The following is a 23,805-nucleotide window of genomic DNA, read 5'->3' as shown; positions in this document are numbered from 1 at the left end:
ACGATATGAGTGACAAGAAAACCATAAAGAATGTAAAAGTATTTGGTATTAATAAAGCAGCAGATGATCCAAAGAATAGGGAAGATAACAGTAAGCAAATGGCGGTTGACCCATTTGCACAAATATATGGTGATAAGGGATTGATTAAACCTCCTTATGATATGAAAGTGCTGCTTGATATAAAAGAAAGTAACCCTATTCATTCTGCTTGCATTAGCGCTAAAGTTGATGATATTGCTGGTGTTGGTTTTGACTTTGCTCCTTTTGAAGAAGTAAAAGAAGCAGCGAACCAGGAGCAATATAAAAGGTTAAAAGACTTTATGAGGAATTGTAATCCGGAAATGACAAGCTCTGAAATCATAAGGGCCGTATGGGACGATTATGAAACAGTCGGATGGGGCATTATTGAAGTTGTTCGTAATAACAAAGATGAACCGTCGGAACTATACCACATTCCAGCTCATACGGTTCGTGCTCATAAAGATAAAGTACGCTTTGCTCAAATTGTAAATAACAAAGAACGATGGTTTAAAAAGTTCGGTTATCCTGATGATTTCCGTCTTGCTGATGGTAGACCTTTAAATGAAGAAGATATTGCAGAAAGCGGAACAGAAAAAGCCGGAGAAGTAATTGTTATTCGTAAATTCGGTTCTCGTTCTTCTTATTATGGAATACCTAATTATGTTAGTTCTATTGGCTCAATAGTCGGCTCTCAAGCGGTAAGAGATTACAATATTAACTTTTTTACAGGCAAGACTATTCCAGACGCTCTACTATTCCTTGAGGGTGTCGATGAAATAGATGAGGGAACAGAAAACGAACTAAAAGCATTTTTCTCTGCAGAAACTAAGGGTGAACATCATAAGTTGGCCGTAGTTCCTGTTCCACCAGGAGCAACAGCTAAGTTAGAAAAAGTCAGTCCAGACGTAAAAGAAGGTAGTTTCCGTTTATATAAGCAGGATAGCGCAATGGAGATATGTGTGGCCCATCGTGTACCACCTTATCGTATTGGTTGGGCTATGACAGGTTCATTAGGACAAACAACTGCTAAAGAAATGAACGAGATGTACAAGCGTTCTATTATTGAACCTGGACAAGAAATATTAGAACATCGATTAAATAATCAATTGTTCCGTGTATTTGCTGAAATACTAGGTGGCTTAGATTGGTATTTCAAATTAAATGAAATTGATACGGATGATCGTGAAGCAGATTTGAAGTATGCGAAAGACAGTTATGATGGTGGAATATTAATGCTGAATGAGTCACGAAAAGTAGTAGGTTATGAACCTGTACCAGGGGGAGATAAATTCATTAATGATAAAACTGAAACTACCCTCCCTGAACCAATTGCAAAAGCTGCAGATAATGAGCAAGAGAACATAATTGCTATTAATGCATTTAGGGAAAAGCATGAAGAAATAGAGAAAGCTATGCAAAAGAAGGTCACTGATTTTTTTCAGAGCAGGGAAAACGGCTCTTAAACCTGCTTCCCGTAATTCGTATTAATAAAGCAGATGAAGAGATTGATCTTGTAATTGCAGAAGCAGAAGTTGATGAATTTCTGGATAGTGTTGATTGGGATGAGGAACGACAAATGTTTGTCGATGGAGTCACGGACACACTACAGGATGATGTAACAGAGTTTGTACAGAGTACTATAGCTTCTAACGGTTTAACCTGGATGGTACTAGATCCAATTGGTGACGTCGCTGCGAAATGGGTAGCTGCTTACGCATTCGAATTAGCAAAGGGAATCCATGAAACTACTAAAGATAGATTAAGAGAAACAATGTTAAAGAATCTTAGTGAGGGAATGGGTGTCGATGCATTAAGTGTTTCTATTGCAGATGTGATGTCAGAAGCAAGTAACTACAGAGCAATGATGATTGCACGTACAGAAACAACATATGCAATGAATTACGGCAATTTAATTGCTTATAAGGGCGCAAATAGAAACAAGAAAACATGGCTTACAGGAAACGATGAGCGTGTTTGTAAAGAATGTGGTGGTCTACATGGGGAAACGGTAGATATTGATGATCTATTTAGTAATGGAAAGATGTGCCCGCCAGCTCACCCGCATTGCCGATGTACTATGATTTCAGAAGAGTAATAAAAATACACCTATTTAATTGGGGTTTCATCGTCAAAACGTATATGGCTTTAAATTAGCTGCTATGCGTTTTGACAGTGGAACCCCAATATTTATAGGGAAGGAGGTAAAACGATGGGATACGAACTAAAAAACGCCAATATCAGTTATGTTTCATTAGTTACAAAGGGCGCAAACGGTCGTCAATTTGCCATTATGAAAAGTGAATCTGCTAAACAACCAAATATATCAAAGCAAGTTCCAATCCTTAAAACAGAGGAAGAGAAGCAGCTTGTTACAGGTGTGGTATATGAACCAGATGTAGAAGATTCACACGGGGATAAAATGACCGCAGAAGAAATTGAAAAGGCTGCTTATACCTTTATGGAGAATTACCAACACATTGACAAGCAACATGATGAAATCGCTGGTAAAGGGACAGTTGTTGAAAACTGGATTGCTAAAAGTGATATGACAGTAGGCGAACAAGAAGTACAAGCAGGAACATGGCTTATGACTGTTCGTGTTGATGATGCAGACACCTGGGAAGAAATTAAAAAAGGTGAAGTTACCGGTTTTTCTATGGGTGGATTTGGTGAACGTGTAGAAATCGCCAAGACTGATGATTTTACTCATGAAGATAAAGGCCTTATCCGAAAGATGTTAGATTTCGTTAAAGGTGAAACTCACAAAATCACAAAAGGCGAAGTAAAAGACCGCTTTATTGATGAAAAACAAAAGCGTGATTTACGAGCAGTATTTAATTTGTTTGAAGATGTGTTCTATTGGGAGATTTGGGAAAGTAATCCCGATATCGACCGTATGGTAGCTGCTCTTGATGATATGAAGGACATACTTTCTTCCATTAAAGGCGGTTATACCATTGCGAAATCAGAAGACAGTGTAGAAGCAGAAAGCATTGTTTTAGAAAGTATTAAAAAAGCTGGTAAAGTATTATCCCAAAAGAATCATACAAAATTAGATGAAGCATTAGCTTTAATTACTGAAATAAAAGAAGCTGCTTCACCACAGGAGGAAGATGAAATGAAAGCAGAAGATATTGCAGAGATTGTAAAACAAGCAGTAGAACCACTAGCTACTAAGTTAGAAAAGATTGAAAAGCAGGTGAATGGTGAAGAGGTAGAGCCGACGCCAGAAGAGCAAACAGAAGAAGAAAAAGCTGCAGCAGTTATTCAAAAAGCACTAGAACCAATTACAAAGCGACTTGAAAATATCGAAAATGCTGCTTCTATCCGTAAAGGTTTAGATCCAGATGAAGAAGTTACACCAGGACAACAACAAATTAAAAAATCTAAATGGGCAGGATTGAACCTGTAAGGGGAGGATTTATCATTATGACAATGACTAACGCACAATTATTAAAACGTTTAGATCGTATTGAAAAGGCAGCAATGACAACAAGTGGAATGAATGCAGGATTATTAAATCCAGAACAAAGTAAAGAGTTCTTCCGTATGGCATTTGATACAACGCCATTCTCACAATTACACCGTAAAGAAATGCGTAAAGCAAAACAAGGTGAATTAGATAAAATTGCAATTGGTGGCCGTATCTTACGCAAGAAAACAGAAAACAGCGATGATAATTACCGCGCAGGTGTTCAAACTTCTAAAATTGAGTACAATACAAAGGCTATTCGTTTACCTTGGGAAATTACAGAAGAATTACTCCGCGAAAATATTGAAGGTGAAGGTTATGAAGATACTGTAATGGCTCTTATGTCTACACAATTAGGTATCGATTTAGAGGATTTACATTGGAATGGTGATACAGACTCTTCCGACGGAATGTTATCTATCAATGATGGATGGTTGAAAAAAATCAAGAAATCAAAAGAATCTCATATTGTCGATCATGCTAAATTGGTAACTGGTACAGGTGAAGCTGCTGCGGCAAATGGATTTGGGAAAGGTTCTATCTTTGCTTTATCCGGTGCAATGCCAAATAAATATAAAAACAGCAACCTACGTTGGATTATGTCTCCAAGCCGTAGAGAGAAATGGATTGAGTATTTAACAAATCGTCCTACTGGTGCTGGTGATGCTGCGTTACTTGGAGCAGGAGATCAAGTTAATAAACCAATGGGATACGGAATTGTTACGGTTCCATCTTTAGAAGACGATGTTATTATTCTTGCAGACCCTAAAAACTTTATTGCAGTTAATACATACGACACTCGTGTTCGTAAAACTACAGAAGGTAAAACTGCAGTAATGGAAGATAAACGATTCTATGTAATTCACTTTGATGATGATGCTGTAATTCAAGAAATGGATGCAGTAGCAATCCTAACAAATATTCCGGATACGTTTGGAGCTTAATATCCAGGCGTATTTTTTATGAGAATAAACCCTTTGTTATTAGGGTTTTGAATGTATACTTTTTTAATGTTTTCTTGTTTTTAACGGAAAACGAGACGGAAGCAATAAAACCAACAATACGAATGTAAACTTTTATTTATTAGTTTACATTCGAGAAAGGGGTGCTAATTATGAAAGTAGTTACGTTGCGATATGGTGGTACTTACACCGCTTATGGACAAAAGTTCAAGAATGGCCAAGAAGAAACAGTTGCAAATGATAAAGCTGATTACCTTGTAAGTACTGGACATTTTGAACTTGTAAAAGAAGTCGATAAGAAGGAGAAAGAAACATAATGGATATTACCATGCAGGACATTAAAGACCGCGTAAATGTGCAGAAAATGCCCGATACGGTTATTCAAGAACTAATCGATTACTATGCAGTTATTGTTAGGAAGTATTTAAGAGTTAAGCCGGAGAATCCAATGAAAGAAGTCATTCAAACAAGCAAACTAGCTTGGCTTTCTTTTCCTGCTGAATCCATAGCAAAAGTCACTCATGTTAGTTCGAAACAAGATATGACCGATTCTATTACTGTAAATGGCCGTATTGTTTATGGTTTATCCGAAAATCAATTGTATGAATTCGAATATAAGATACAAGATTACGATGATCTGCAGGTACTTATGAGGAAATGTATTATTGATTTGGTTATTTCTGCAGTGGTTCGTGCTAACTTGCAGCGAAAGGGAATGAAGACTTCGGAAAGTATTGGCGATTATTCGTACCAGATTAGCCCAGAAGCGTTAAATGAACCTGATACAAATAATAAGATACTCAATGGTTTAAAAACGTTTAGAGCAAGAGTTAAGCCGGTGATGGCTACATGAATACGTACTTCGATGATGGCGATATGGATGATTTATATATTCATGAGGTAGTAGTAAAACGAAAAATGAAAAAGAAACAGTCCGCTGGTAACTATGCGGAAGTACCAGTGGACGTTTACGAGAAGATGATTTGCCGTGTAACTACTAATTCTGCTGCTGATAATGAGAGGTTTAAGCGTGACAAACAAAATTTCGATACAACCTTTAAGATATATGCACCTGCTTCTTACATAATTAAACCCAATGATCTTATTTATTTCAAAAATGAAGATGTGGGCGTTGATTATACATTTGAAGTAAAAGGAGAGCCACGTAATCCTGCATTTATGAATCATCACATTGAAATTTATTGCGAAAAGGTATGATTCTATATGGCGAATTCAGTAGAAATTGAGTACTCAAGTAATATGGAGCAAGTAAAGACGCATATTAACGCTATATGTGTTGAAAAAGTCACAGCAGCATCTATTCATTTACAAAATCAAGTTAAGAAGAACCTCACAGGTAGCCGTAGCGGTAAGCAATACAAAATACCTCATACGAGTCGTAAATATACCGCTTCTAAACCAGGGGAAGCTCCTGCTGTTCGTACCGGTGATTTATTAAATTCGATTAAGTATAATGTCAAACGATCACAATCGGAAGTGTTAGGCGCAGTAGGAAGCGATTTGAAAAAAGCAATATGGCTTGAAACTGGTACAAGTAATATGGAAGCCCGTCCATTCCTATTAAAAGCGTTTGAAAAAGAACGTAGAGAACTTAAAAGAATGATGGGAGGGTAATAGATGTCTAACGCTATTGCAGCTATTAGAATGCTTGTAGAAAACGATGAAATAATAAAGTCTAATCTATCGGAATATGGTGAAGGCGAAGACAGAGGCCCTGCTCTTACATCCCAAACTGCACAAGATGATATGAAAATGCCTTATGTAGTTATGAGAATTGAAGCAGATAATCCGGATGATGTTGAAATTATAGATCGTATGATTCTAAATTTCGATGTGTATTGTGATAATGGGGATTATGATAAGGCGAAGTTAATTGCTACACGTATTGAGAAGTTACTAGATAGAGAAGTTGGTTTAAAAGATGATGGGATACTTTCTATACATCGTGCAGGTAAACTGCCGGTACCAGATGAAGACCCATCTATCATTCATATAAATGCAAAATTCCTTGTTCGAACATTTCGAACGGACTTGTATTAGGAGGTAGAACAAATGGCTTGGAAATTGATTAACGGTGTCCGCGAAGGCACGACTGATAATTTTGTTATCGGTCCCGGTGTTATTTACAAAAATTTTAAAAGCATAAAAGAATTAGGCGAAATGGTTGGAGCGACTACCGGCGGAACAAAAGTCGGTTTTGATCGTGAATATTATGATGCAGATATTGATGGTGTCCTTGGTCATTTAGTGCGCGGTAAATGGCTTTTAAAAGATGTACCGCACGTTGAGGTTACATTAGTTGAATTTACAAAAGAAAACCTACAGTTGGCTTTACCTGGGATGACGGTAGATAGCACTACAGAAGAGGATTACGATATTATGAAACCTTCAAATGATATTCCAGATTCAAATTACCATGATATCGCACTAATCGGTATGATTTCGGGTAGTGAATTACCTGTTATTTTCGTAATTCGCAATGCAATGGTAGTCTCATCTATTGAAGTAGATCTAAAAGATGGTAAAGGAACGGTTGGTTTGAAATGTAAATTTATCGGTCATTACAGTGAATCTGCACCATCTACGCCACCGTATGAAATTTATGTACCAAAGAAAAAGAAAACTGCAGCAACTAAAGCGCCGGCTACCGCATAAATGGTAGTCGGTTTTCTATTACATAAAACAAGCTAAATGCTAAAAGGAGAGCACGAAATGAAATCTATTTTAGAAAAAATGATGAATACTGGTACAGAAATCACGATTTTAGGGGAGAAAATATTGATGCGTCGCTTAAATGTAACTGATGTTTGGCGGTTCGCTAAGATTATTTCTAAAGTTGGACGCCATGCAATAGCTGATTTTGCAGATTTCGGTAAAGCTAAAAATGAAATGGATGAACTAACAAAAGCTGCAGAGTCTCTTCCAGAAGAAGAAAAAAACGTTCAGTTAGCTGCACTTAAAGAACAACAAAAACAAAAAGGTTTAGAGTTTGCTTTACGTGTACTAACAATGATCCCGGCTTGTGAGGATGATTTCACAGAGTTCTTTGCAAGTTTACTAAAAGCTAAGAAAGAGGAATTTTGCCAACTCCCTCCCGAAGCAATGGTTTCTGTTATTCAAGGATTACTGGAAAGTGAAGACTTAATGACTTTTTTCAACCAAGTGCAGGGGCTAGTGAAAGTTCAGAGCGAGAAATGGAACCAACCAGCAGCAGCGCCAATCCTAGCGTAAATGAAGACTCAGATGAATATTTAGAGGAAGCAGAACAAAATATGTTACGTGCTTTCGACAAGATCCAAAAGCGGTATGGATGGACAGATGATTATGTCTTATCAATACCGTATTCGCGTTTAATGGACCTGTTTTCTCTAATTGCACGAGAAGAGCAGCAAGAAGAACTAAATGAGTGGAAGAAGATGGCGTTCATTGGTTTTCAAACTCGTCAACTTGAAGAAGGTACTACTTTTAATGATTATCTTCAAGCTTTTGGACTAACTGACAACCAGGACGATAAAGAATCATCTTATGAAATGGGTGAAGTATGGACGAAAGAAGAGTGTGAAGCGCATGTTGAGCAGATTATGGCTCAATTCCAGGAAGACGACGATGAAGAATAAAATGGTTATCGGCCCCAGAAGGGGGTGCGTAAATGTTAGCTGAAATGTTCCAACTGTTCGGAACGATTGGTATTAAAGCAGAAGGCGCTTATAAAGATTTACAACAGTTTGAAGATCGAGTACAAAAGACTGCAAATGGAATGCATGATAAATTCCAAAAAGCAGGGGAATCAATTAGTCATGTAGGTAACAAAATGAAAGATGTTGGTACAAACATGACAACGGGCGTTTCCTTACCTTTAGCTGGTATCGGTGCTGCCGCTGTAAAAGTGGCTTCTGATTTCGATACTTCTCAAAGAAACATCCAATCTTCTTTAGGTCTTACTGAAAAAGGTGCTGAAAACCTTGGTAAAATCGCAAAAGAAACTTGGAAAGATGGATTTGGCCAAAGTATTGAAGAAGTGGATCAGTCTCTTATAAAAGTGTATCAAAATATGAAAGACGTTCCTCACGAAGAATTAGAAGAAGCTACAAAAAGCGCTATGACATTGGGTAAAACATTTGATTCTGATATCAATGAAGTAACTCGTGGTGCAGGGCAGTTAATGAATCAGTTTGGTATTTCTTCAAAGGAAGCATTCGATTTATTTGCTGCTGGTGGACAAGAAGGTTTGAACTATTCAAATGAAATGTTTGATAATGTGGCCGAATATGCTCCACTGTATAAACAAGCCGGCTTCTCTGCTAACGAGATGTTTACGATTATGGCAAACGGTACTCGTGATGGTAGTTATAATCTCGATTACATTAACGACCTTGTAAAAGAGTTCGGTATTCGGGTACAGGATGGTTCTAAAGGTGTATCTGATGCCTTTGCTGAAATGTCACCCCAAACACAAAAAGTCTGGGATAACTTCAACAAAGGTAAAGGAACTTCTGCAGATGTGTTTAATGCCGTCTTAGGTGATTTAGGTAAGATGGACGATAAAGTAAAAGCAAACCAACTTGGTGTTGCTGTATTCGGTACAAAATGGGAAGACATGGGTGCTCAAGCTGTCTTAGGTCTTAATAATGCAAATGGTGCGTTAGGCGATGTCGAGGGCACAATGGGAAAAATGCAGAAGACGCAGCAAGAAGCTTTTGGTGTTCGTTGGCAAAAGTTAATGCGTACTACAATGGCATCTTTAGAACCATTAGGACAAGCTATTTTAGATATTGCAGAAGTGGCACTCCCTCCAATTATTAAAGCGGTAGAAGTTGCTGCAAAAGCATTTAGTTCTATGCCTAAGCCTATTCAAATTGGTGTTGTAGCAATTCTAGGTATGGTCGCTGTCTTAGGTCCATTAGTGGCCATGATGGGCTTTATGACAAGTGGAGTTGGTGCATTTGTTGGTTCATTAAGATTCCTAGTACCAATACTTACTAAAGTACCATTATTATTTACAGGTATTCTTAAAGTCGGCCCTAAACTTATCGGTATGTTTGGTGGAATTGGGAAAGCTCTAGCGCTCTTGGGCAGATCCATGATGACCTTACTGATGAATCCCTGGACGATTGCCATACTAGCAATTGTAGGATTAGTATATCTAATTTATAAAAACTGGGATGACATCGTAAAATACACCAAGAAAGCAGTTAAATGGATTGGTGATGTCTGTTCCAAAGCTTGGGACGCAACCGTAAAAGGTGCAAAAAAGGCATGGAATGGTTTAGGTAAGTTCTTCTCTGGATTTTGGAATGGTACAAAAAAACTTTTCAAATCTGCTTCATCATTTTTGGGTAAAGTCTTAGAGGAAGCTTGGAAATATATAAAACAAAGAATTGAATACAATATTAAAATTTGGAAAAACATCTTCGAATTTGGATGGAATGCTATTAAATTTGTTTTTAATCTAGCATTAAGCGGTTTGAAAAAAATTGTAGATGGCACATGGAAATTCATTAAGAATAGTGTCCAAAAAGCAGTTAACACCTGGAAGAAAATTTTTACTACTGGATGGAATGCTATTAAAAGAATTTTCTCTATGGCTTTAGCAATAATAAAGCAGTACGTAAAAACCGAATTCGAAAAAATGAAAAATACAATATCCAGTGTTTTTAACACGATTAAGGAAATTGTAAAAAAAGCCTGGGACGCAATTAAATCCACCTTTACTACAGTATTAAAATTCTTAAAAGATTTTGTGAAATCTTCTTGGGAATCTATTAAAGATACAATTTCTAGCGTCATGAACACAATTAAAAATGTGATTCAATCAGCTTGGAATTTTATAAAGTTTACAATCATTAATGCAGTTCGTGAATTTGTTGGGTTTGTAATTACTAATTTCAACAAATTATATAACACAATAACCGATGTTGTTGGCGGTATAAAAGAATTTATTGTTAGTAACTTTAAAACTATAAAGAAAGCAATCACCGGTGCATTTACAGGGGTTGTAGATACTGTAAAGGATGTATTCAGTAAAGTTGGTTCTATAGTAAAAAATGTAGCAAAAGATGCAGTTAGCTGGGGAAAAGATATTATTGCCGGTATTGGTGAAGGTATGTCAGGAATGGCAGATTGGCTTATAAAAAAAGCTAAAGGAGTTGTTTCGGGAATACCTAAAGCCGTATTAAAGTTCTTTGGTATTCGAAGCCCATCCCGGTTAATGATGGAATACGGGGGCTATATTACAGAAGGTCTTGGTGTAGGGATGGAAAAAATGATTCCTGCAGTAGACAAAGCTTCTGAACTATTAAATAAAGCTGTCGTTCCACCTAAACCAATGAAACTAGTAACCGATGTATCTAATCAAATTGGACAAATGGGCGCACGTTCTGCTGATCTAATCGGTAAAACTGCACATCCATTTGCTGGACAAACCCACGTTGAGAAGAAAACGGATAATGGCGTAACAATTCAAAATGCTACTTTTAAAGTCTCTGTTGAAAAACTACAATCTGCAGATGACTTTGTAAAAATGAGAAAGCTGCTACAAAACGTAGTTGCTGATGATCTAATGGGAATGGCGGTGCGAAATGTATGAGTATATTAAAAACATTGCATAGAAGAGGTGGTTCATACCATCTCTTAGGAAAGGCTGCAGAGTTAAAAGACACAATACGATATACCATTGATTTCTCATGGCCAGGGACATATAACTTTTCGTTTTTGTCCCTGGTTCCTATTGGTTCTGATGGCATGTTACCAGATAAGTACTTTATTGTTCGGGTAAATGGTATTGAAAGATTTAGAGCAAGAGGACCTTATGACTGGGAAGCAAGAGAAATCTTTGTAGGTGCAGGGCCACAAACAATTGAATTTACAACAATCGGTTATGGTTCCTCTGACATAGCATATATACGCGACGTACATTACTATGCATTTGGGCATGTACCTAATATCGAAAAGATTGAACAAACAAAATTACCAAAATCACTAGATGGCTTAAAATTACATAATGTCATGCATGGATACCCGCGTTCTCAAAGTGCAGGTAGCAAAGGTTGTGAAGTAGAATTCACTGTACTATTTAAAGATATCAGTTATTGGCGTGATTTCATGAGGGAAATATACCGTCCTCATATTATTACTGGCGATTACGGTACCTACGGGGGTATAATTCCACCGAATGAAGTAGATGCAATACGAAAAGGAACGCTAGTCATAGCAAAATGTAAATTAATATCTATGTCACAAGCAGGAATAGGAGTTGATGGAATGTGAGAGAAGGTTCTATTTCTTTAATTAGAATGTTGGGGAGCTATTTCCAAGTGGGGAATAACTCCCCTAATTTAATTGTTTATATGAAAAGAAGGGACTCTTCTTCTTACGTCCAAATACAACATCGTGTAATGGGCCTAGAAGTACAGGAGAACGTAGATCAGTTTGCTAGTACATTTACTATTACCTTTGCAAATGAATACGGCCAAATGGCTCCTGATAACTGGTATGGTAAGTTCTCTTCTATTTCAGAATGGTTTTATAACAGTGAGGTAACAAATACAAACCAGCTATATCCGCAGACTGAATTTAAGGTGTCTATTGGCTACGGTGAAGAGGCTTTACCATATATACATGGTTTTGTATCTGATGTGAAGGTAAATGCAGAAAGCGGCACGATTTCAGTAACCTGCACTACATCCTATAAGAAGGTTTTACATAAATCAGTAATCCCAACACCTGGATCAGATGAAATTGTTGCACCTACCGGTAATGTTTATGATGTTGTGAAGTTCTTCTTTGAAAAAGCAGGAGTTACATTGCACGGTAACAGAGTAAATATTCCTGGAACCAATCAAAGTTGGATTGTTGAAGGAGCAACCGGAAAGAGATTTCAAAAATGGGATGAAATTGTACGCGATATTATAGATACAACATTCCACTACATCAAACACGAACCAGACGGAAGTTGTACATTTATGAAGATGCCAGACTATGCAATTAATGAACCTGCAAAGTTTAGTTTTAGAGAAGGGGAAAACCTTATTTCTTTAGATATGCAGCTAACTGACCAGGATATAAGTAACAGTATTGTTGTTAAATGTGGAGATTACGCAAACGGATTTCTTAATTCGTTTCTATTAAAAAATGTATCGCAGGGTGATTTACGAGAGGAAATGATAGAAGTACCCTGGGCAACAACATTCTTTGCAAGAAGAGCGGTTGCTGCAGCCTATCATTTAAAGGCAATTCAGAAGTTCAGAACATTAACAGTAGCAGTAGTTGGTGATCCAAGGATTCAATTATTTGATGTTATTTCTGTTTACAATAGAGATTCTGGCCAACAATGGAATTATTTCGTAAAAGGTATTAATACAATGATTTCTGCTGATGACGGATTCTATCAAACTTTAGATTTAACTGTTAACTATGGGTATGAACCTGCTCCCTATACAGATATAACCGGTATTACAGTAAATGTAGATACATTACGTTTAAAACTTTGGGATTGGGATTTAGAGGATGGCGATTTATTAAATATTTACTGTAATGATAAATTAATCGAAGAAAATTATTTCATCCGGAACAATCCAACATATGTAGATATTCCACTTGAATACGGTGTGAATATTATTGTATTTGAAGCGGTACGAAACCCAAAAGGGATTCTTACTGGACGTTTGCAAGTACTGGATACGCAGAATAATATCTTATTTGATTATGGTTCATTACCAGATTTATCATTTCCTCGGGTAAATCAAGATGCAAATCACTATTATATCCAGCGTCCAGCCAAAACATGGTCTGTTACGAGGGTGAACTAGGGGTGATTCTATGATAATGCAAAAAAACTTATATGATCCAATCATGTATTTGATGAAAGGATTAATTGATAGGCAAATATATACCGGTGGTAAGCCAATGCCTGGGAATGACCCAAATGACGTATTTAAAGAAGGTATGACCGAAGGATATACACTTATTCGTGACGGTGCTCGTTTATCTGCAGTTGATGGAGATAAATATCTGCACTATGACTTAGCCTTTAATGCACACGGTATGCTAGAAAAGGTCCTTGTCTCTCATAAAGTAACCGGAAAAGAGATGGAGATACAATTAATATACAATGCACAAAAGCAATTAGAGCGTGTGCAGCCGAGACTTCTTAATAAAGGTAACGGTATACTATCTGATTTACCAATTCCCGATGTGTCGTAATGATGCACGGGAATTTTTTAATACACGAAAAAGGGTGATTGCTCTTGTTTGAAACAACCTATTTAGCCGGTGGCCGATTAGATCCACCTTTTCATCCGACTAAAACAGAACCATTTATACCTGGTTTCATTATGGATTCCACATCATTTAAAACGGATGAAGTGAAATATACATTACCTGCAGATATGGAGATTTACGCAATTAGTGTTAGTTCTTCCATTTACGAATTAGATGATAAATGGGATTTGATCGTAAACGGGCAAACCGTTTGCCAAGATATTTATACAAAGCGGCTTCCGGAAGGGATGCACTTTATGGTTTATAAAGCAGTTAAAGCAGGAGACACAATTGTATTTCGATTCCATAACCAAGGAATTCTTGATAAAACAGTTTGGTTTGAATTGCACTTTTTAAGATAAGGGGGCTTATTGATGAGTTTTGCTGTTACCTATATGGCTGGTGGAAGATTCGACGCACCTTACTTCCCAACAAAAACAGAGCCATTCATACAAGGGCGAAGAGTTGGTATACATGATGAAATTCATGTAGATAAGTTTTCATTACCATTCGAAACAGAAATGATTGCTTTTTCTGTTGCCGCTTCACATTACAGTGATTCGGACTACTGGAATTTATTTATTAATGGCCAACAAGTATTTAAAGAGGTTTATGTAAAAGATGTGCCGGAGGGATTTAATTTCTCCATTGTAAAACCTATACCTGCTAATGCAGAACTAAAGTTTGAATACCACAATGCATCTGCAGAGAAAAAGGCTATATGGCTTAATTACCAACTATTAAGAGATTAGGAGCGTGAAATAGATGGCATACGTTGAAAAAATGTATACAGAAGGTGAATTCCAAGACGAAATTGTTAAATTGGTAATCGCTAACGGATGGAAGAAAGTCAAATCGTTTTTTAGAGCCGTTTATCCGGATTTAGACGTAAAATCCGAAGATGATTCAAAGTTTGAGTTCGGCATGAGTAAGCACATGCTAGTGAAGAACAATAGCGGTTCTATTTATGGAATTGCTCAAATTTCAAAATGGTCACTTAAAAAGTCAGAGATTAAATACAACTTCACAAATGAAGAAGGTAAGAAAGCTTTTGCCGAAGATGGTAAAAAACGTTTAGAAAGCGGCAGGGATCGTTCTTGTTTTTATGTTTATATGATTGAAAAAGAACCCAGCGTTGCAGATGATGGCGTTCTTGTTCTCCCTTATGAATTTAATAAATTTGAAAAAATATTATTAGATGTGGAATTAACTAAGATAGGAATTACTCTAAAGACAAATCCAAGTGGTGTCGGTACATATAAAGTTTACTCCTATGACGAAGCAGAGACTCAAGTCATGATGTCTCCTTGGGTGAAAGTAACATTACGAAATACGAATTTGCAAGGTATCAATGCTCAAACAAACTGGTGGCCGGATTCATTGGTTCGAATTAATGGCCAAGTTGATGAAAGCCGTGTTGTTTTATTAATACAAGCTGATAATACACCAGCCTTTGAAAACAATGTGGTTCCAGTTACACCGCTTTATATGGGCCAATTAGAAAGCTATGCAAATGATGATACATTAGGTGACGCTTTATGGGCGGGCACAGCCTTTGATACTGGAAATGAAGCAGCATCACACAAATTCGATTTTAACGATACGAAACCATATAGAAATGTAGAAAACTACATGCCTGTCATGAAGTCTTATCCACGTTCCCCTGGTAACGGTATTGATAACGTAATTATTAAACGTTCAAGATTAGGAGCAAGGTACCAGGCCCATTTTATCGCTTGGAATGTAGCGCCTAATGCAATGCCACCAGATCGCGTTGGTAAAGATGGCGGCCAATATTCACTAGCATGGCAATCGCAAGATAATGACGAATACAAATATCAATTTAACCCGTCTGTTTATAGCAATAAAGTACATACTTCTCGTGCTTATATTGTTCATCCAGATGAAGGTGTACGTGGATATTTACCTTATATGATCCTATTGTCTCCGTTAGGTCTATTAAATGGCGATAGATTAAAAGTTAGAAAGAATACTTGTCCGGATTCGCATGACATTTACAAATTCTTTAATGTAGATGCTATTTCACCAATTACAAAAAGACCTGCTACGGCGTATCGTCCTGCTGGATTAGGTATTTTTGAGAAAACAGTATAAAGGAGTGTACATATATGTGGTTTGATAAAGTCGTATATTTACAAACATTACCGCAAGAATTAGAAAAACTATTTGCTGATAACGGTTGGAAACGAACGCTATTTTTCCAAATTAAGAGCGGAATTTCAAAATTTATTGATGTAAGGTTGTTTGAATCGTTAGGAAGCGATGGAGAACGTAGAAGATTCGGTATAGCAAATGCGTATGATACTGCGGATTCTGATTTCACTGATAGCCGGTTTATTTCTGCAGATTCTCCACTAGGTAAATTAGGGATGGGGGATGGAGTGAAGAAAGACTTCTCTATCCCTGTTTCTCCTGTTCTTGGCCCTTCTGTCATTGTATATGTAAATGGGTTTGAACAAGAAAAGAGTAAATATAAGGTGGATGCAACTACAGGAAAAGTAACATTTACTACCGCTATTGCAAAAGGCGATAAAATAACATGCGAATATAGATTAGCTACCAACACATACGAGCCAAACAATGACATGCTGCTATTTACTTTTAATCGATACTTTATTGAAAAAGAGATTCTTTCCGGTGATAAGTTAGGGGAATTAGGAAAAGGGAATGGAACAAAAAAGAACTTCGCATTACCATTCCCTAACTTTGATGAAAGCAGGACCGTAGTTTACAAAGATAATACTATTGTTGATCCTAGCGAGTATTCGTTTACTGAAACAGAAATTGTATTTAAAACCGCACCTGCAGCAGATACAACAATTAAGATTAGCGGTATTTATTTCTTATTACCAAAAGAAGATGGAACACTGGATACATTAACAGCAAAAACAAGCTTTGATGTACAAAAGATGGAAAGTATTATGGGCGAAGTATATTCTACGATTAATTTTGTGAATCCATCGCCTTATACATCCATTAGCTTTACACCGGAGCAGCGCTTCTCTAAAGAATTAAATCGCGACTCTGTTGTTTATCTGTATGGGAACGCAAACAAGGACCGCTTAATTATGTTTATGCGTGTAGATCCAACACCAAATCCAGTTCGTGCATTATTTGTTCCGTTGTATATCGGAAAAATATATACATTCGATGTTGCACCAAGAAAAAATATGATTATTTTAAGCGGCTGCAGGCCAGGCGATCAATTTGTATATTCACCAAATAAGAAAATCGGTAATGCGCCACTTGATTACGGTTCTGATACATCAAACGGAAACGAAACGGTTCAATTATCACAATCAAGTACAGGAGCCATGTACCAGCATCATTATTTAGCTTTCATTACTCATGATATGTCAGTAGATAGTGGACAAGGACGCTTCAATCCATCGGTTTATAGTGGTAAATACCATTTATCTCAAATTTATATTGTGCATCCAAATGATGGCTACGTTGGAAAACTGGATGACGTATATGCGGTTCATCCAAAGAATATCCAGCAAGCCGATGAGCTAGAAATTGAAAAAACAGTTGTAGATGAAGTACTTGGTCAAGGTGATGGCCACCGTAAAGTATTTCATTTAGAACATAAGCCAAAGGGCGAAACGTTAAGGTTATTCATTTCATGTAAAGAAGTAGAAAAAACAGATTATGTATACAATGCAGAGGATAAGACCGTTACATTTAACGAAGCACCGGTTATTGGTTCTGAAATCACAGGCGCTTATGAAATGGCTCAATTATATCGTTATACATTACCGACAACGCCAGTTTGTCCTATGACACAAGCAAAAGCAACACCATTTAATCCAATTGGTTTAGCGATCTACAAAGAAGATATTTAAGCATAAGGGGGTAGCAGAAGAATGAGTGAAAAAGTTTATTCTATTGCTTCCCCTTCTATATGTACCAAAGAAAAAAGTCATGTTGTTGTCGTTGGTTCTGGACCTAATCAGAATGAAAAAGTTTATTCTTTCTCTATTACACCAGCGAATACAGAAAACAAAAATGATGTTGATTATCCAGTTTGTATTGCTCCTTATGCGAGATATAAGGCTGTTAAAGAAGATAACGCAGGAGTAACTGCCACTAAAGTAAGAGCAAAAGGGATTTTAACAGATGTTGTAGAGAATGCATTGCGACAAATAGAGGTAGAAGCCTACATTTCAAATACAACTGATATTGATTTAAAACGAAATATAAATGTGGCCAACATTGAAATGCAGCATTCGCAACGAATGGACAGTATTTCTGTTCAACTAATTTCAGCAGAAGAATCAACACAACATAGACGAATTTTCGATATAAACCATATCGAAGGGGTAGAGAGCGAAAAACCAAGTGAGATAGAAGCAATGGTACACGCTTCTGATGTAACAAATCTTATAACGAATGAATATGAAGTTGCGCCGATCATACAGCAGGATTTACTAAAAGGTAAGTTACGTGAATTCGCTGCTGGTGTGGAAGTATTACCAGAATGGGTAAATGTTGCACGTATTGTATACGGTGAGGGTTTTTATAATGACCTTATGGCCGACAGAGTTACAACGGATTATGAAGCTGTATCCATGCATAATGAAACGAGCGAGATTGTTACCAGGGAGCTAAAAGCTACACATGCAGAGGTTACTTTATCTACTGCAGTTCCAAATATATTACCTGTATCTATTGCCGAAAATGAAACTGGTGATATACAGCAAAAAGAAATACTTCTTCATGTTCCGACACAATTCGAATTTGGTACAAAAGAGCGAGAAGTCAAAGGAATCATAGAAGAATTTGATTTATTCAATGGTATGGGTATACCGGTTTATCTTCCGGATTATGATTTATTTGCTCGTATGCAAAGAGACATTGAAACGTCTATCGCTAAACAATATGAGTTGAATCGTGTAGAAGAAATTGAAAATGTGGACCTGCTTCCTTATGAAGATATTGAAAGTGCGTATTTAATTCGTGACATAGATGTAGCTCAAATTAACCTGGATCACTCTATTCGAACAAAGGAACTTGCTGCAGATGTTATTGCAAGTAATGAAGTAAGCAAGAAAATAAATGTATTTGATTCTGAAAGAAATGAATCTACATCATTTACAAGAACAAAAGTACAGTATGCGAATGTAGATACAACGCATGAATTTGAACGTATCGCAGAAACACTTAATTCTGTTTATGCCGATCAACAAGAATTCGCAAATAAAGAAAATGTATTTACTGCAGCTATAGAGGTAGGACAAGAAGTTAAAAATGCTTCACGGGTATTATCTGTTAAAGATATTTTCGGAACTGACGATGCAAATAAATCACAAAACATATTCGAGATACAGACAATTGTCGCAGAAGAAGCAGAAAGGTTACATGAAATAAATGCCGGTATTACTGATGCAGATTATTCTCATCGTATCTTAAAAGAATTACAAGGCGCATCACCGGACGTTACTTTTGCAGAAGTGAAAAATGAGTTACAAGCAACTGTAGTTGAACTGGACCAAGTAGATAAAGAGGATACTGCAGTACTTACACATGTTGATAAAATTTCTTCATTCGGATTAAAAGAACGCGTACTTATTACTGATGTAAATACTGATGAAGTTGCCAATAAAACCGAAAAAGAATTACAAGCTACCATAGAAGAGTTTGATTTATTTGAGGGCCTTGGTATTCCCGTATATCTTCCAGAATTCGATTTGTTTGGCCGTGTTCAAAAAGAACTAGAAACACGTATTGCCTTATTTAATGATTCATCTAAATCATTAAATGTGATGCAAATGAAGCTAGATAAAACAATTGAATCTGAAAAAGCAATGAAAGAACATACAACTGCAGTAATTGAAGAAGTAGCTTCGGACACTGTTCCATTTATCTTAGATGCTGAACATATAACTTTAGACATTTCTTACAAACAAGCTTCACAACAAGCTCTTATTACAGAGCAAGAAGCCTTTACCGGTATACGTGAATTTGAAGGCGGAATTATCTCTGATACAACACCAGCCGATAAAGAAGTTATAACGAGAGATACAAATGTAATTGAAACTGTAGATGCAGCAAGGGAATCTGAACGATATGCAATCGTTAGTGAACAAGAATTATTAGAGCGACAGGCTATTGTAGACGCTGTGACTAATGAAGTTGATACATTTGATAGGAAACATGAATTAGAAATCGTTACAGAGGAATATGAAAGATTTGAACGCACACCAGAACGAGAATCAATTCTAGAGGATAATGAACGATTCAAAATGGAGAGAGTACTAGATACAGAAAAACCAGATGAATTAATAGTGATTGAAAAAGAGAATGATAATCCGAAGTTATGGCTGCGGCATAGTCGCCAATCTTGGTGGACAAATTCAAACTGGAAGAAAACAAGATAAAGGGAAGGTGATGGAATGGCAAGCCAATTAGGAAAAAACTTATTGCAACCAGAACCAGGGTGGATTCGTGAATATTGCACTTTAGAGAATGCAAAACCAGGTAAGTTTTTTTCAAATGTAGACCTAACCAACAATATTACAGGAGATACATGGCGTGCAGTAGGTGATACTAACAGATTAGAGCAGAATAGCGCCTGGTATGTCGGTGATACATTAGGTCGTTCATTTTATTTTAAGTTTACAGGGAATGCAGTGCGTATATTATTAAAAAATTATACAACTCATGCATACAATATTGAAGTGACAATAGACGGTATTAGATATCCCGGTTCAGTTCCTGCATATTCTGCCGACTACTCTCTTGTCGTATTTGAGAAACTTGATTTAATTAAGGGTGAACATAACGTTAAAGTAACTACAAATGGATATGCTTCCGGGGCACCTGGAATTACTTATACATTTGTAGCTGCTATTGATTACGCAGATTTAGGTGCTAAAGTTGGTGATGTATTAAAAGAACCGGAACCAGGTTGGAAACGGTTTGATGATACGGATAGCAATATTCGGTACAAAGGACCTTGGTTTCATAGTAGTAATGCGGTAGGTGACTCTAATAATACGTTGTCATACAAGAACTCAGATCATGGTACTGAACCTACAAAATGCGAGTTCGTATTTTCTGGAAAGGGAATTCGCATTATTTCTAAATACATCAATAGTACAGGTTACAGAGATCCAATAAAAATCACTATAGACGGTTCTTCTGAAACTTACACACTTTCTCCAAAATCAACTATTCTTCAATGTTTAGTTTATGAGAAATTGGAAATTGAACCTGGAATTCATACAGTTGTAATTGAAGCTCAAGATAATATTATAGATGCTATTGACGTATTACAGGGAGAATTACTATCACCAGATTTAATTAAAAAGCCTAAAGTATCCTTGTATGAAAAAGAAAGTGGAAAAATATTTGTAGATGATTTTGACTCCGTAAATCCAAAATGGCTTATGTCACCATCAAATTCATTTAACAATGCTGTTAAAAAAGGATTCTTACGTATGAATCATTCTGCAGATAAAGACGTTATGCTTTTAATCGATAAACCACAAAGTAACTTTGCGATCCAGGTTATTGCGGATTATGCTCCTACAAAAGAAGGAGATGAAGGCGGCTTACTAATCTATCAAAATGAAAAAAATAAAGTCGAGTTTCTTGAATCCTATTCTGCTAATGGTTCACAAAGCAATAAAGAGTGGATGGCAATATGCAAGGAAGATCAATGGGACTTTTATACAAAGACAGATACATTTTTTGATTATGCGGATAACGACTCATTAGAAGCAAAAAGAATTGGTGTTATTTTAAAAAGAGGAACTGCAGAGGGATTTGTACCGCTAGACATCAATAAAATTATTATGACAACAAGCAACATGTTACGTCTGCGCCAACTATATGAAAATTATAAAGTTGTATTAAAAGATACTGCAGATAATATCCTGTCTACTAACATTGTAGCTGCAGCTCATACAGGCATTGATATTCTACTCCCTTCTTTAGAGTTTGAGGGAATCATAGAAATATATGATGAAGAAAACGAACTACTAGCAAAGAAACAAGCTACCTTCTATGGTGGGGATATGTATTGTATGGGTTCATCACTACAAATCAAAATGAATAGCGAAGAATTAAATACAACGGATCCAACGAATTTAGGTTACATGGTGAATAATGAGCGTATTATAAAAATGACAATCGTAAATGACAACATCGGCGCTGCTACAAATATAAAACTATCCATTCAACAGTACATGGAGAAAGTTGGTTACACCTGGGCTCTTATTTCGTTAGATGGGACAAGCTATTTAAATGAAATACAGATTGATTCAGTAGCTGCACAAAGTACGCGTGATTTTTGGGTAAAAGTTGTGAAGGATACAAATTTCCTAGCATTTGAACCAATTTATTTTAATATTCATCTAAAACATAATTGAGGTGAATACAATATGGGAACCGTAATGAAATTATATAGATATACATCCGAAAGCGAGATTACACCGTCAATCCTTATTGAGAGGAATATACAAATTACAATTGAACCAGGAAAAACTCTATATACTCCATTGGATGTAGGTTGTAACAAATACGATATTCGCACGATTCAAGTTACAAATGATTCAAATGTTGAAGCAATGCTATTTATGTACGACCAAAAAGAGAATGGGAATCAAATTTATAAAAGTTTATCAGAAAAAAGAACATATGATATTTTAGCGATTCCTTGCGAGGATAAAGATCATACAAACAAGGTCCATCTTTATATAGAAAATAGGGGCGTAGCAAACTCTACTTTTAATGTTTCTATGAAAGCGATACGTTTAAGTTAAGGAGGAACATATAAAATGACAAATAAAATTTGTAAGTTACACAGACTAGAGCGAAGAGAAGTCTTTATGAAGATTATCGATGAAATGAAAAAGGCTGGATGGCAGCAATTAAATGCTGCTGCACCATCAAAGGATACCATTTATGTTATGTACTCAAACGGTAACGATGGTATGAAAAACCATTCTATAGAATTACGTCCATTTGATGCCGTTAATGCAAGTAGCCAAGATATTATAGCAGGTAGATATACCTATTTTGATATAAGAGATTCTGCTAATTCTGTTACTGATGCAAGCTTTAGATTAATTGAACGATATGATAAAGAGAAGGATGTTACCTTCGGAGGACCTGGTTCGTTCTACCCGTTATGTTTTCATCAAGGGAAAACGACTAGCTCCATTAATGTTACTACTATTAGCAAACCAATTGTTATGGTGGATCTATATTTATACGTTGATAAAGACATTGTTATTTATTGTGTTTATGAAAACGATGATAATCTTCCAGAACGAAAAGGGAAGACTGTAATAGGATTATTTGGTATTCCAGATGAACTATATCAACAAGAACAATTCACACCTATATCTTCTCCTTTTAGTGTCTTAGTGAGTGCTTGCTCAAGGTGGGACGTTTATGCAGCACTGGTGGCTGCTAGAAGTAAACTTATATATGAGGGATTAAAAAATGTTTCTGTTCCTATTTTCATTTGGGATAAGGTATTTTTAAAGGCACCATCTTTAGAAGGAAATATAATATTCACATCATTTTTTATGGGAGATAACGTAGATGGATTAAGAGCGAAATTTGATGGCCTTTACACATATAGAGGTTCAAATTTTGTAATTGGCGATATCGTTGAAATTTCTCAAGATGGAGAAGTCCAGAAATATAAATTATTTAACACCTACTACTCAAGTGTATGGAGTTCATTTTCAGAGTACAACATTGCATTAAGAGTAGAATAAGGCTGGTGATTTTATGACAATAAAAGGCATAATAATTCAACCAAAAACACTGTATCCAACCGTACAACGTAAACCACAAATACGCAAAGGCTCAAAATTAGAAATCAGTGACATGTATATTACAGGGGTGAGGCAAACCGCCACACGAAAAGGGGTTATGTTTAATTTCTCCCGAAACGAAAGCAAAACTACTGAAAAAGCAGTAATGAAACCACCACGTACTGAACCACTAGAATACGCGTGGAAGAAAATGAACATATAACTTTATCGAAATTGAGCGTGCTGCAGCAGGCTTTTTTATTTTAGTCAAAATTTG

25 protein-coding genes are annotated in these 23,805 nt (G+C 36.4%); all 25 read left to right on the top strand.

Features of this window, described 5'->3' with window-relative positions; all coding sequences use genetic code 11:
* The first annotated feature begins 5 nt into the window (after positions 1 to 5).
* The 25 genes from MHB52_RS36385 to MHB52_RS36265 all read left to right on the top strand — a co-directional run bounded on the left by MHB52_RS36385 (position 6) and on the right by MHB52_RS36265 (position 23,751).
* Positions 6 to 1,484, top strand: a complete 1,479-nt coding sequence (locus MHB52_RS36385) for a phage portal protein (RefSeq protein ID WP_061663819.1) — start codon at positions 6 to 8, stop codon at positions 1,482 to 1,484.
* A gap of 113 nt (positions 1,485 to 1,597) precedes the next feature.
* Positions 1,598 to 2,116, top strand: coding sequence for a phage head morphogenesis protein (locus MHB52_RS36380; RefSeq protein WP_061663820.1), 519 nt, complete (start codon positions 1,598 to 1,600; stop codon positions 2,114 to 2,116).
* Positions 2,117 to 2,230: 114 nt separating this feature from the next.
* Positions 2,231 to 3,433, top strand: a complete 1,203-nt coding sequence (locus tag MHB52_RS36375; RefSeq protein WP_061663821.1) for an XkdF-like putative serine protease domain-containing protein — start codon at positions 2,231 to 2,233, stop codon at positions 3,431 to 3,433.
* A gap of 17 nt (positions 3,434 to 3,450) precedes the next feature.
* Positions 3,451 to 4,437, top strand: a complete 987-nt coding sequence (locus MHB52_RS36370; protein ID WP_061663822.1) for a phage major capsid family protein — start codon at positions 3,451 to 3,453, stop codon at positions 4,435 to 4,437.
* Between the two features lie 170 nt (positions 4,438 to 4,607).
* Positions 4,608 to 4,772 carry a YqbF domain-containing protein gene (locus MHB52_RS36365; protein ID WP_000869887.1) on the top strand — a complete coding sequence of 55 codons (165 nt, stop codon included), beginning with the start codon at positions 4,608 to 4,610 and terminating at the stop codon, positions 4,770 to 4,772.
* Positions 4,772 to 5,308 carry a hypothetical protein gene (locus MHB52_RS36360; RefSeq protein WP_061663823.1) on the top strand — a complete coding sequence of 179 codons (537 nt, stop codon included), beginning with the start codon at positions 4,772 to 4,774 and terminating at the stop codon, positions 5,306 to 5,308. The genes MHB52_RS36365 and MHB52_RS36360 overlap by 1 nt, the downstream gene beginning before the upstream one ends.
* Positions 5,305 to 5,673, top strand: coding sequence for a hypothetical protein (locus MHB52_RS36355; protein ID WP_061663824.1), 369 nt, complete (start codon positions 5,305 to 5,307; stop codon positions 5,671 to 5,673). Before MHB52_RS36360 ends, MHB52_RS36355 begins: the two co-directional genes overlap by 4 nt.
* Positions 5,674 to 5,679: 6 nt before the next feature.
* Positions 5,680 to 6,090: a hypothetical protein gene (locus tag MHB52_RS36350; RefSeq protein WP_061663825.1), complete on the top strand. Its 411-nt coding sequence runs from the start codon at positions 5,680 to 5,682 to the stop codon at positions 6,088 to 6,090.
* Between the two features lie 3 nt (positions 6,091 to 6,093).
* Positions 6,094 to 6,516 carry a hypothetical protein gene (locus MHB52_RS36345; protein WP_061663826.1) on the top strand — a complete coding sequence of 141 codons (423 nt, stop codon included), beginning with the start codon at positions 6,094 to 6,096 and terminating at the stop codon, positions 6,514 to 6,516.
* A gap of 12 nt (positions 6,517 to 6,528) precedes the next feature.
* Positions 6,529 to 7,131: a hypothetical protein gene (locus tag MHB52_RS36340; protein ID WP_000312356.1), complete on the top strand. Its 603-nt coding sequence runs from the start codon at positions 6,529 to 6,531 to the stop codon at positions 7,129 to 7,131.
* A 57-nt stretch (positions 7,132 to 7,188) separates the two neighbouring features.
* On the top strand, positions 7,189 to 7,707 hold the full coding sequence (locus MHB52_RS36335) for a hypothetical protein (protein ID WP_000836018.1): 519 nt from the start codon (positions 7,189 to 7,191) through the stop codon (positions 7,705 to 7,707).
* Positions 7,671 to 8,093 carry a hypothetical protein gene (locus tag MHB52_RS36330; protein ID WP_016512904.1) on the top strand — a complete coding sequence of 141 codons (423 nt, stop codon included), beginning with the start codon at positions 7,671 to 7,673 and terminating at the stop codon, positions 8,091 to 8,093. The genes MHB52_RS36335 and MHB52_RS36330 overlap by 37 nt, the downstream gene beginning before the upstream one ends.
* A gap of 32 nt (positions 8,094 to 8,125) precedes the next feature.
* Positions 8,126 to 11,062: a phage tail tape measure protein gene (locus MHB52_RS36325; protein ID WP_061663827.1), complete on the top strand. Its 2,937-nt coding sequence runs from the start codon at positions 8,126 to 8,128 to the stop codon at positions 11,060 to 11,062.
* Entirely contained in the window at positions 11,059 to 11,742 is a 684-nt protein-coding gene (locus MHB52_RS36320; protein WP_061663828.1) for a hypothetical protein, read from the top strand. Before MHB52_RS36325 ends, MHB52_RS36320 begins: the two co-directional genes overlap by 4 nt.
* Positions 11,739 to 13,283: a hypothetical protein gene (locus MHB52_RS36315; protein WP_061663829.1), complete on the top strand. Its 1,545-nt coding sequence runs from the start codon at positions 11,739 to 11,741 to the stop codon at positions 13,281 to 13,283. Before MHB52_RS36320 ends, MHB52_RS36315 begins: the two co-directional genes overlap by 4 nt.
* A 10-nt stretch (positions 13,284 to 13,293) precedes the next feature.
* Positions 13,294 to 13,677: a hypothetical protein gene (locus tag MHB52_RS36310; protein WP_000605844.1), complete on the top strand. Its 384-nt coding sequence runs from the start codon at positions 13,294 to 13,296 to the stop codon at positions 13,675 to 13,677.
* Between the two features lie 44 nt (positions 13,678 to 13,721).
* Entirely contained in the window at positions 13,722 to 14,096 is a 375-nt protein-coding gene (locus MHB52_RS36305; protein WP_000464284.1) for a hypothetical protein, read from the top strand.
* Between the two features lie 12 nt (positions 14,097 to 14,108).
* A complete protein-coding gene (locus MHB52_RS36300) occupies positions 14,109 to 14,486 on the top strand; it encodes a hypothetical protein (protein ID WP_000006649.1) in 378 nt (125 codons plus the stop codon).
* A gap of 13 nt (positions 14,487 to 14,499) precedes the next feature.
* Positions 14,500 to 15,849 (top strand): hypothetical protein, encoded by a 1,350-nt coding sequence (locus MHB52_RS36295; protein WP_044797457.1) that lies wholly within the window; start codon positions 14,500 to 14,502, stop codon positions 15,847 to 15,849.
* A 14-nt stretch (positions 15,850 to 15,863) separates the two neighbouring features.
* A complete protein-coding gene (locus MHB52_RS36290; protein WP_061663830.1) occupies positions 15,864 to 17,600 on the top strand; it encodes a hypothetical protein in 1,737 nt (578 codons plus the stop codon).
* Between the two features lie 21 nt (positions 17,601 to 17,621).
* Entirely contained in the window at positions 17,622 to 20,135 is a 2,514-nt protein-coding gene (locus tag MHB52_RS36285) for a hypothetical protein (RefSeq protein WP_061663831.1), read from the top strand.
* Positions 20,136 to 20,150: 15 nt separating this feature from the next.
* Positions 20,151 to 22,130, top strand: a complete 1,980-nt coding sequence (locus tag MHB52_RS36280; protein ID WP_061663832.1) for a hypothetical protein — start codon at positions 20,151 to 20,153, stop codon at positions 22,128 to 22,130.
* A gap of 12 nt (positions 22,131 to 22,142) precedes the next feature.
* A complete protein-coding gene (locus MHB52_RS36275) occupies positions 22,143 to 22,523 on the top strand; it encodes a hypothetical protein (protein WP_050821808.1) in 381 nt (126 codons plus the stop codon).
* Between the two features lie 15 nt (positions 22,524 to 22,538).
* Entirely contained in the window at positions 22,539 to 23,489 is a 951-nt protein-coding gene (locus MHB52_RS36270; RefSeq protein WP_050821809.1) for a hypothetical protein, read from the top strand.
* Positions 23,490 to 23,502: 13 nt separating this feature from the next.
* Positions 23,503 to 23,751, top strand: a complete 249-nt coding sequence (locus MHB52_RS36265) for a hypothetical protein (protein WP_016099432.1) — start codon at positions 23,503 to 23,505, stop codon at positions 23,749 to 23,751.
* Positions 23,752 to 23,805 lie beyond the last annotated feature (54 nt).

The sequence above is a fragment of the Bacillus sp. FSL K6-0073 genome (assembly GCF_038006085.1).
Classification (GTDB): Bacteria; Bacillota; Bacilli; order Bacillales; family Bacillaceae_G; genus Bacillus_A; species Bacillus_A cereus.
The sequence above is the reverse complement of the archived record's forward strand: the minus strand, read 5'-3'. Positions and strand labels throughout refer to the sequence as shown.

Coding starts and splice junctions, on each gene's coding strand:
- MHB52_RS36385 (WP_061663819.1), top strand. CDS start 6: ATGAGTGACAAGAAAACCATAAAGAATGTAAAAGTATTTGGTATTAAT.
- MHB52_RS36380 (WP_061663820.1), top strand. CDS start 1,598: ATGTTTGTCGATGGAGTCACGGACACACTACAGGATGATGTAACAGAG.
- MHB52_RS36375 (WP_061663821.1), top strand. CDS start 2,231: ATGGGATACGAACTAAAAAACGCCAATATCAGTTATGTTTCATTAGTT.
- MHB52_RS36370 (WP_061663822.1), top strand. CDS start 3,451: ATGACAATGACTAACGCACAATTATTAAAACGTTTAGATCGTATTGAA.
- MHB52_RS36365 (WP_000869887.1), top strand. CDS start 4,608: ATGAAAGTAGTTACGTTGCGATATGGTGGTACTTACACCGCTTATGGA.
- MHB52_RS36360 (WP_061663823.1), top strand. CDS start 4,772: ATGGATATTACCATGCAGGACATTAAAGACCGCGTAAATGTGCAGAAA.
- MHB52_RS36355 (WP_061663824.1), top strand. CDS start 5,305: ATGAATACGTACTTCGATGATGGCGATATGGATGATTTATATATTCAT.
- MHB52_RS36350 (WP_061663825.1), top strand. CDS start 5,680: ATGGCGAATTCAGTAGAAATTGAGTACTCAAGTAATATGGAGCAAGTA.
- MHB52_RS36345 (WP_061663826.1), top strand. CDS start 6,094: ATGTCTAACGCTATTGCAGCTATTAGAATGCTTGTAGAAAACGATGAA.
- MHB52_RS36340 (WP_000312356.1), top strand. CDS start 6,529: ATGGCTTGGAAATTGATTAACGGTGTCCGCGAAGGCACGACTGATAAT.
- MHB52_RS36335 (WP_000836018.1), top strand. CDS start 7,189: ATGAAATCTATTTTAGAAAAAATGATGAATACTGGTACAGAAATCACG.
- MHB52_RS36330 (WP_016512904.1), top strand. CDS start 7,671: ATGGAACCAACCAGCAGCAGCGCCAATCCTAGCGTAAATGAAGACTCA.
- MHB52_RS36325 (WP_061663827.1), top strand. CDS start 8,126: ATGTTAGCTGAAATGTTCCAACTGTTCGGAACGATTGGTATTAAAGCA.
- MHB52_RS36320 (WP_061663828.1), top strand. CDS start 11,059: ATGAGTATATTAAAAACATTGCATAGAAGAGGTGGTTCATACCATCTC.
- MHB52_RS36310 (WP_000605844.1), top strand. CDS start 13,294: ATGATAATGCAAAAAAACTTATATGATCCAATCATGTATTTGATGAAA.
- MHB52_RS36300 (WP_000006649.1), top strand. CDS start 14,109: ATGAGTTTTGCTGTTACCTATATGGCTGGTGGAAGATTCGACGCACCT.
- MHB52_RS36295 (WP_044797457.1), top strand. CDS start 14,500: ATGGCATACGTTGAAAAAATGTATACAGAAGGTGAATTCCAAGACGAA.
- MHB52_RS36290 (WP_061663830.1), top strand. CDS start 15,864: ATGTGGTTTGATAAAGTCGTATATTTACAAACATTACCGCAAGAATTA.
- MHB52_RS36285 (WP_061663831.1), top strand. CDS start 17,622: ATGAGTGAAAAAGTTTATTCTATTGCTTCCCCTTCTATATGTACCAAA.
- MHB52_RS36280 (WP_061663832.1), top strand. CDS start 20,151: ATGGCAAGCCAATTAGGAAAAAACTTATTGCAACCAGAACCAGGGTGG.
- MHB52_RS36275 (WP_050821808.1), top strand. CDS start 22,143: ATGGGAACCGTAATGAAATTATATAGATATACATCCGAAAGCGAGATT.
- MHB52_RS36270 (WP_050821809.1), top strand. CDS start 22,539: ATGACAAATAAAATTTGTAAGTTACACAGACTAGAGCGAAGAGAAGTC.
- MHB52_RS36265 (WP_016099432.1), top strand. CDS start 23,503: ATGACAATAAAAGGCATAATAATTCAACCAAAAACACTGTATCCAACC.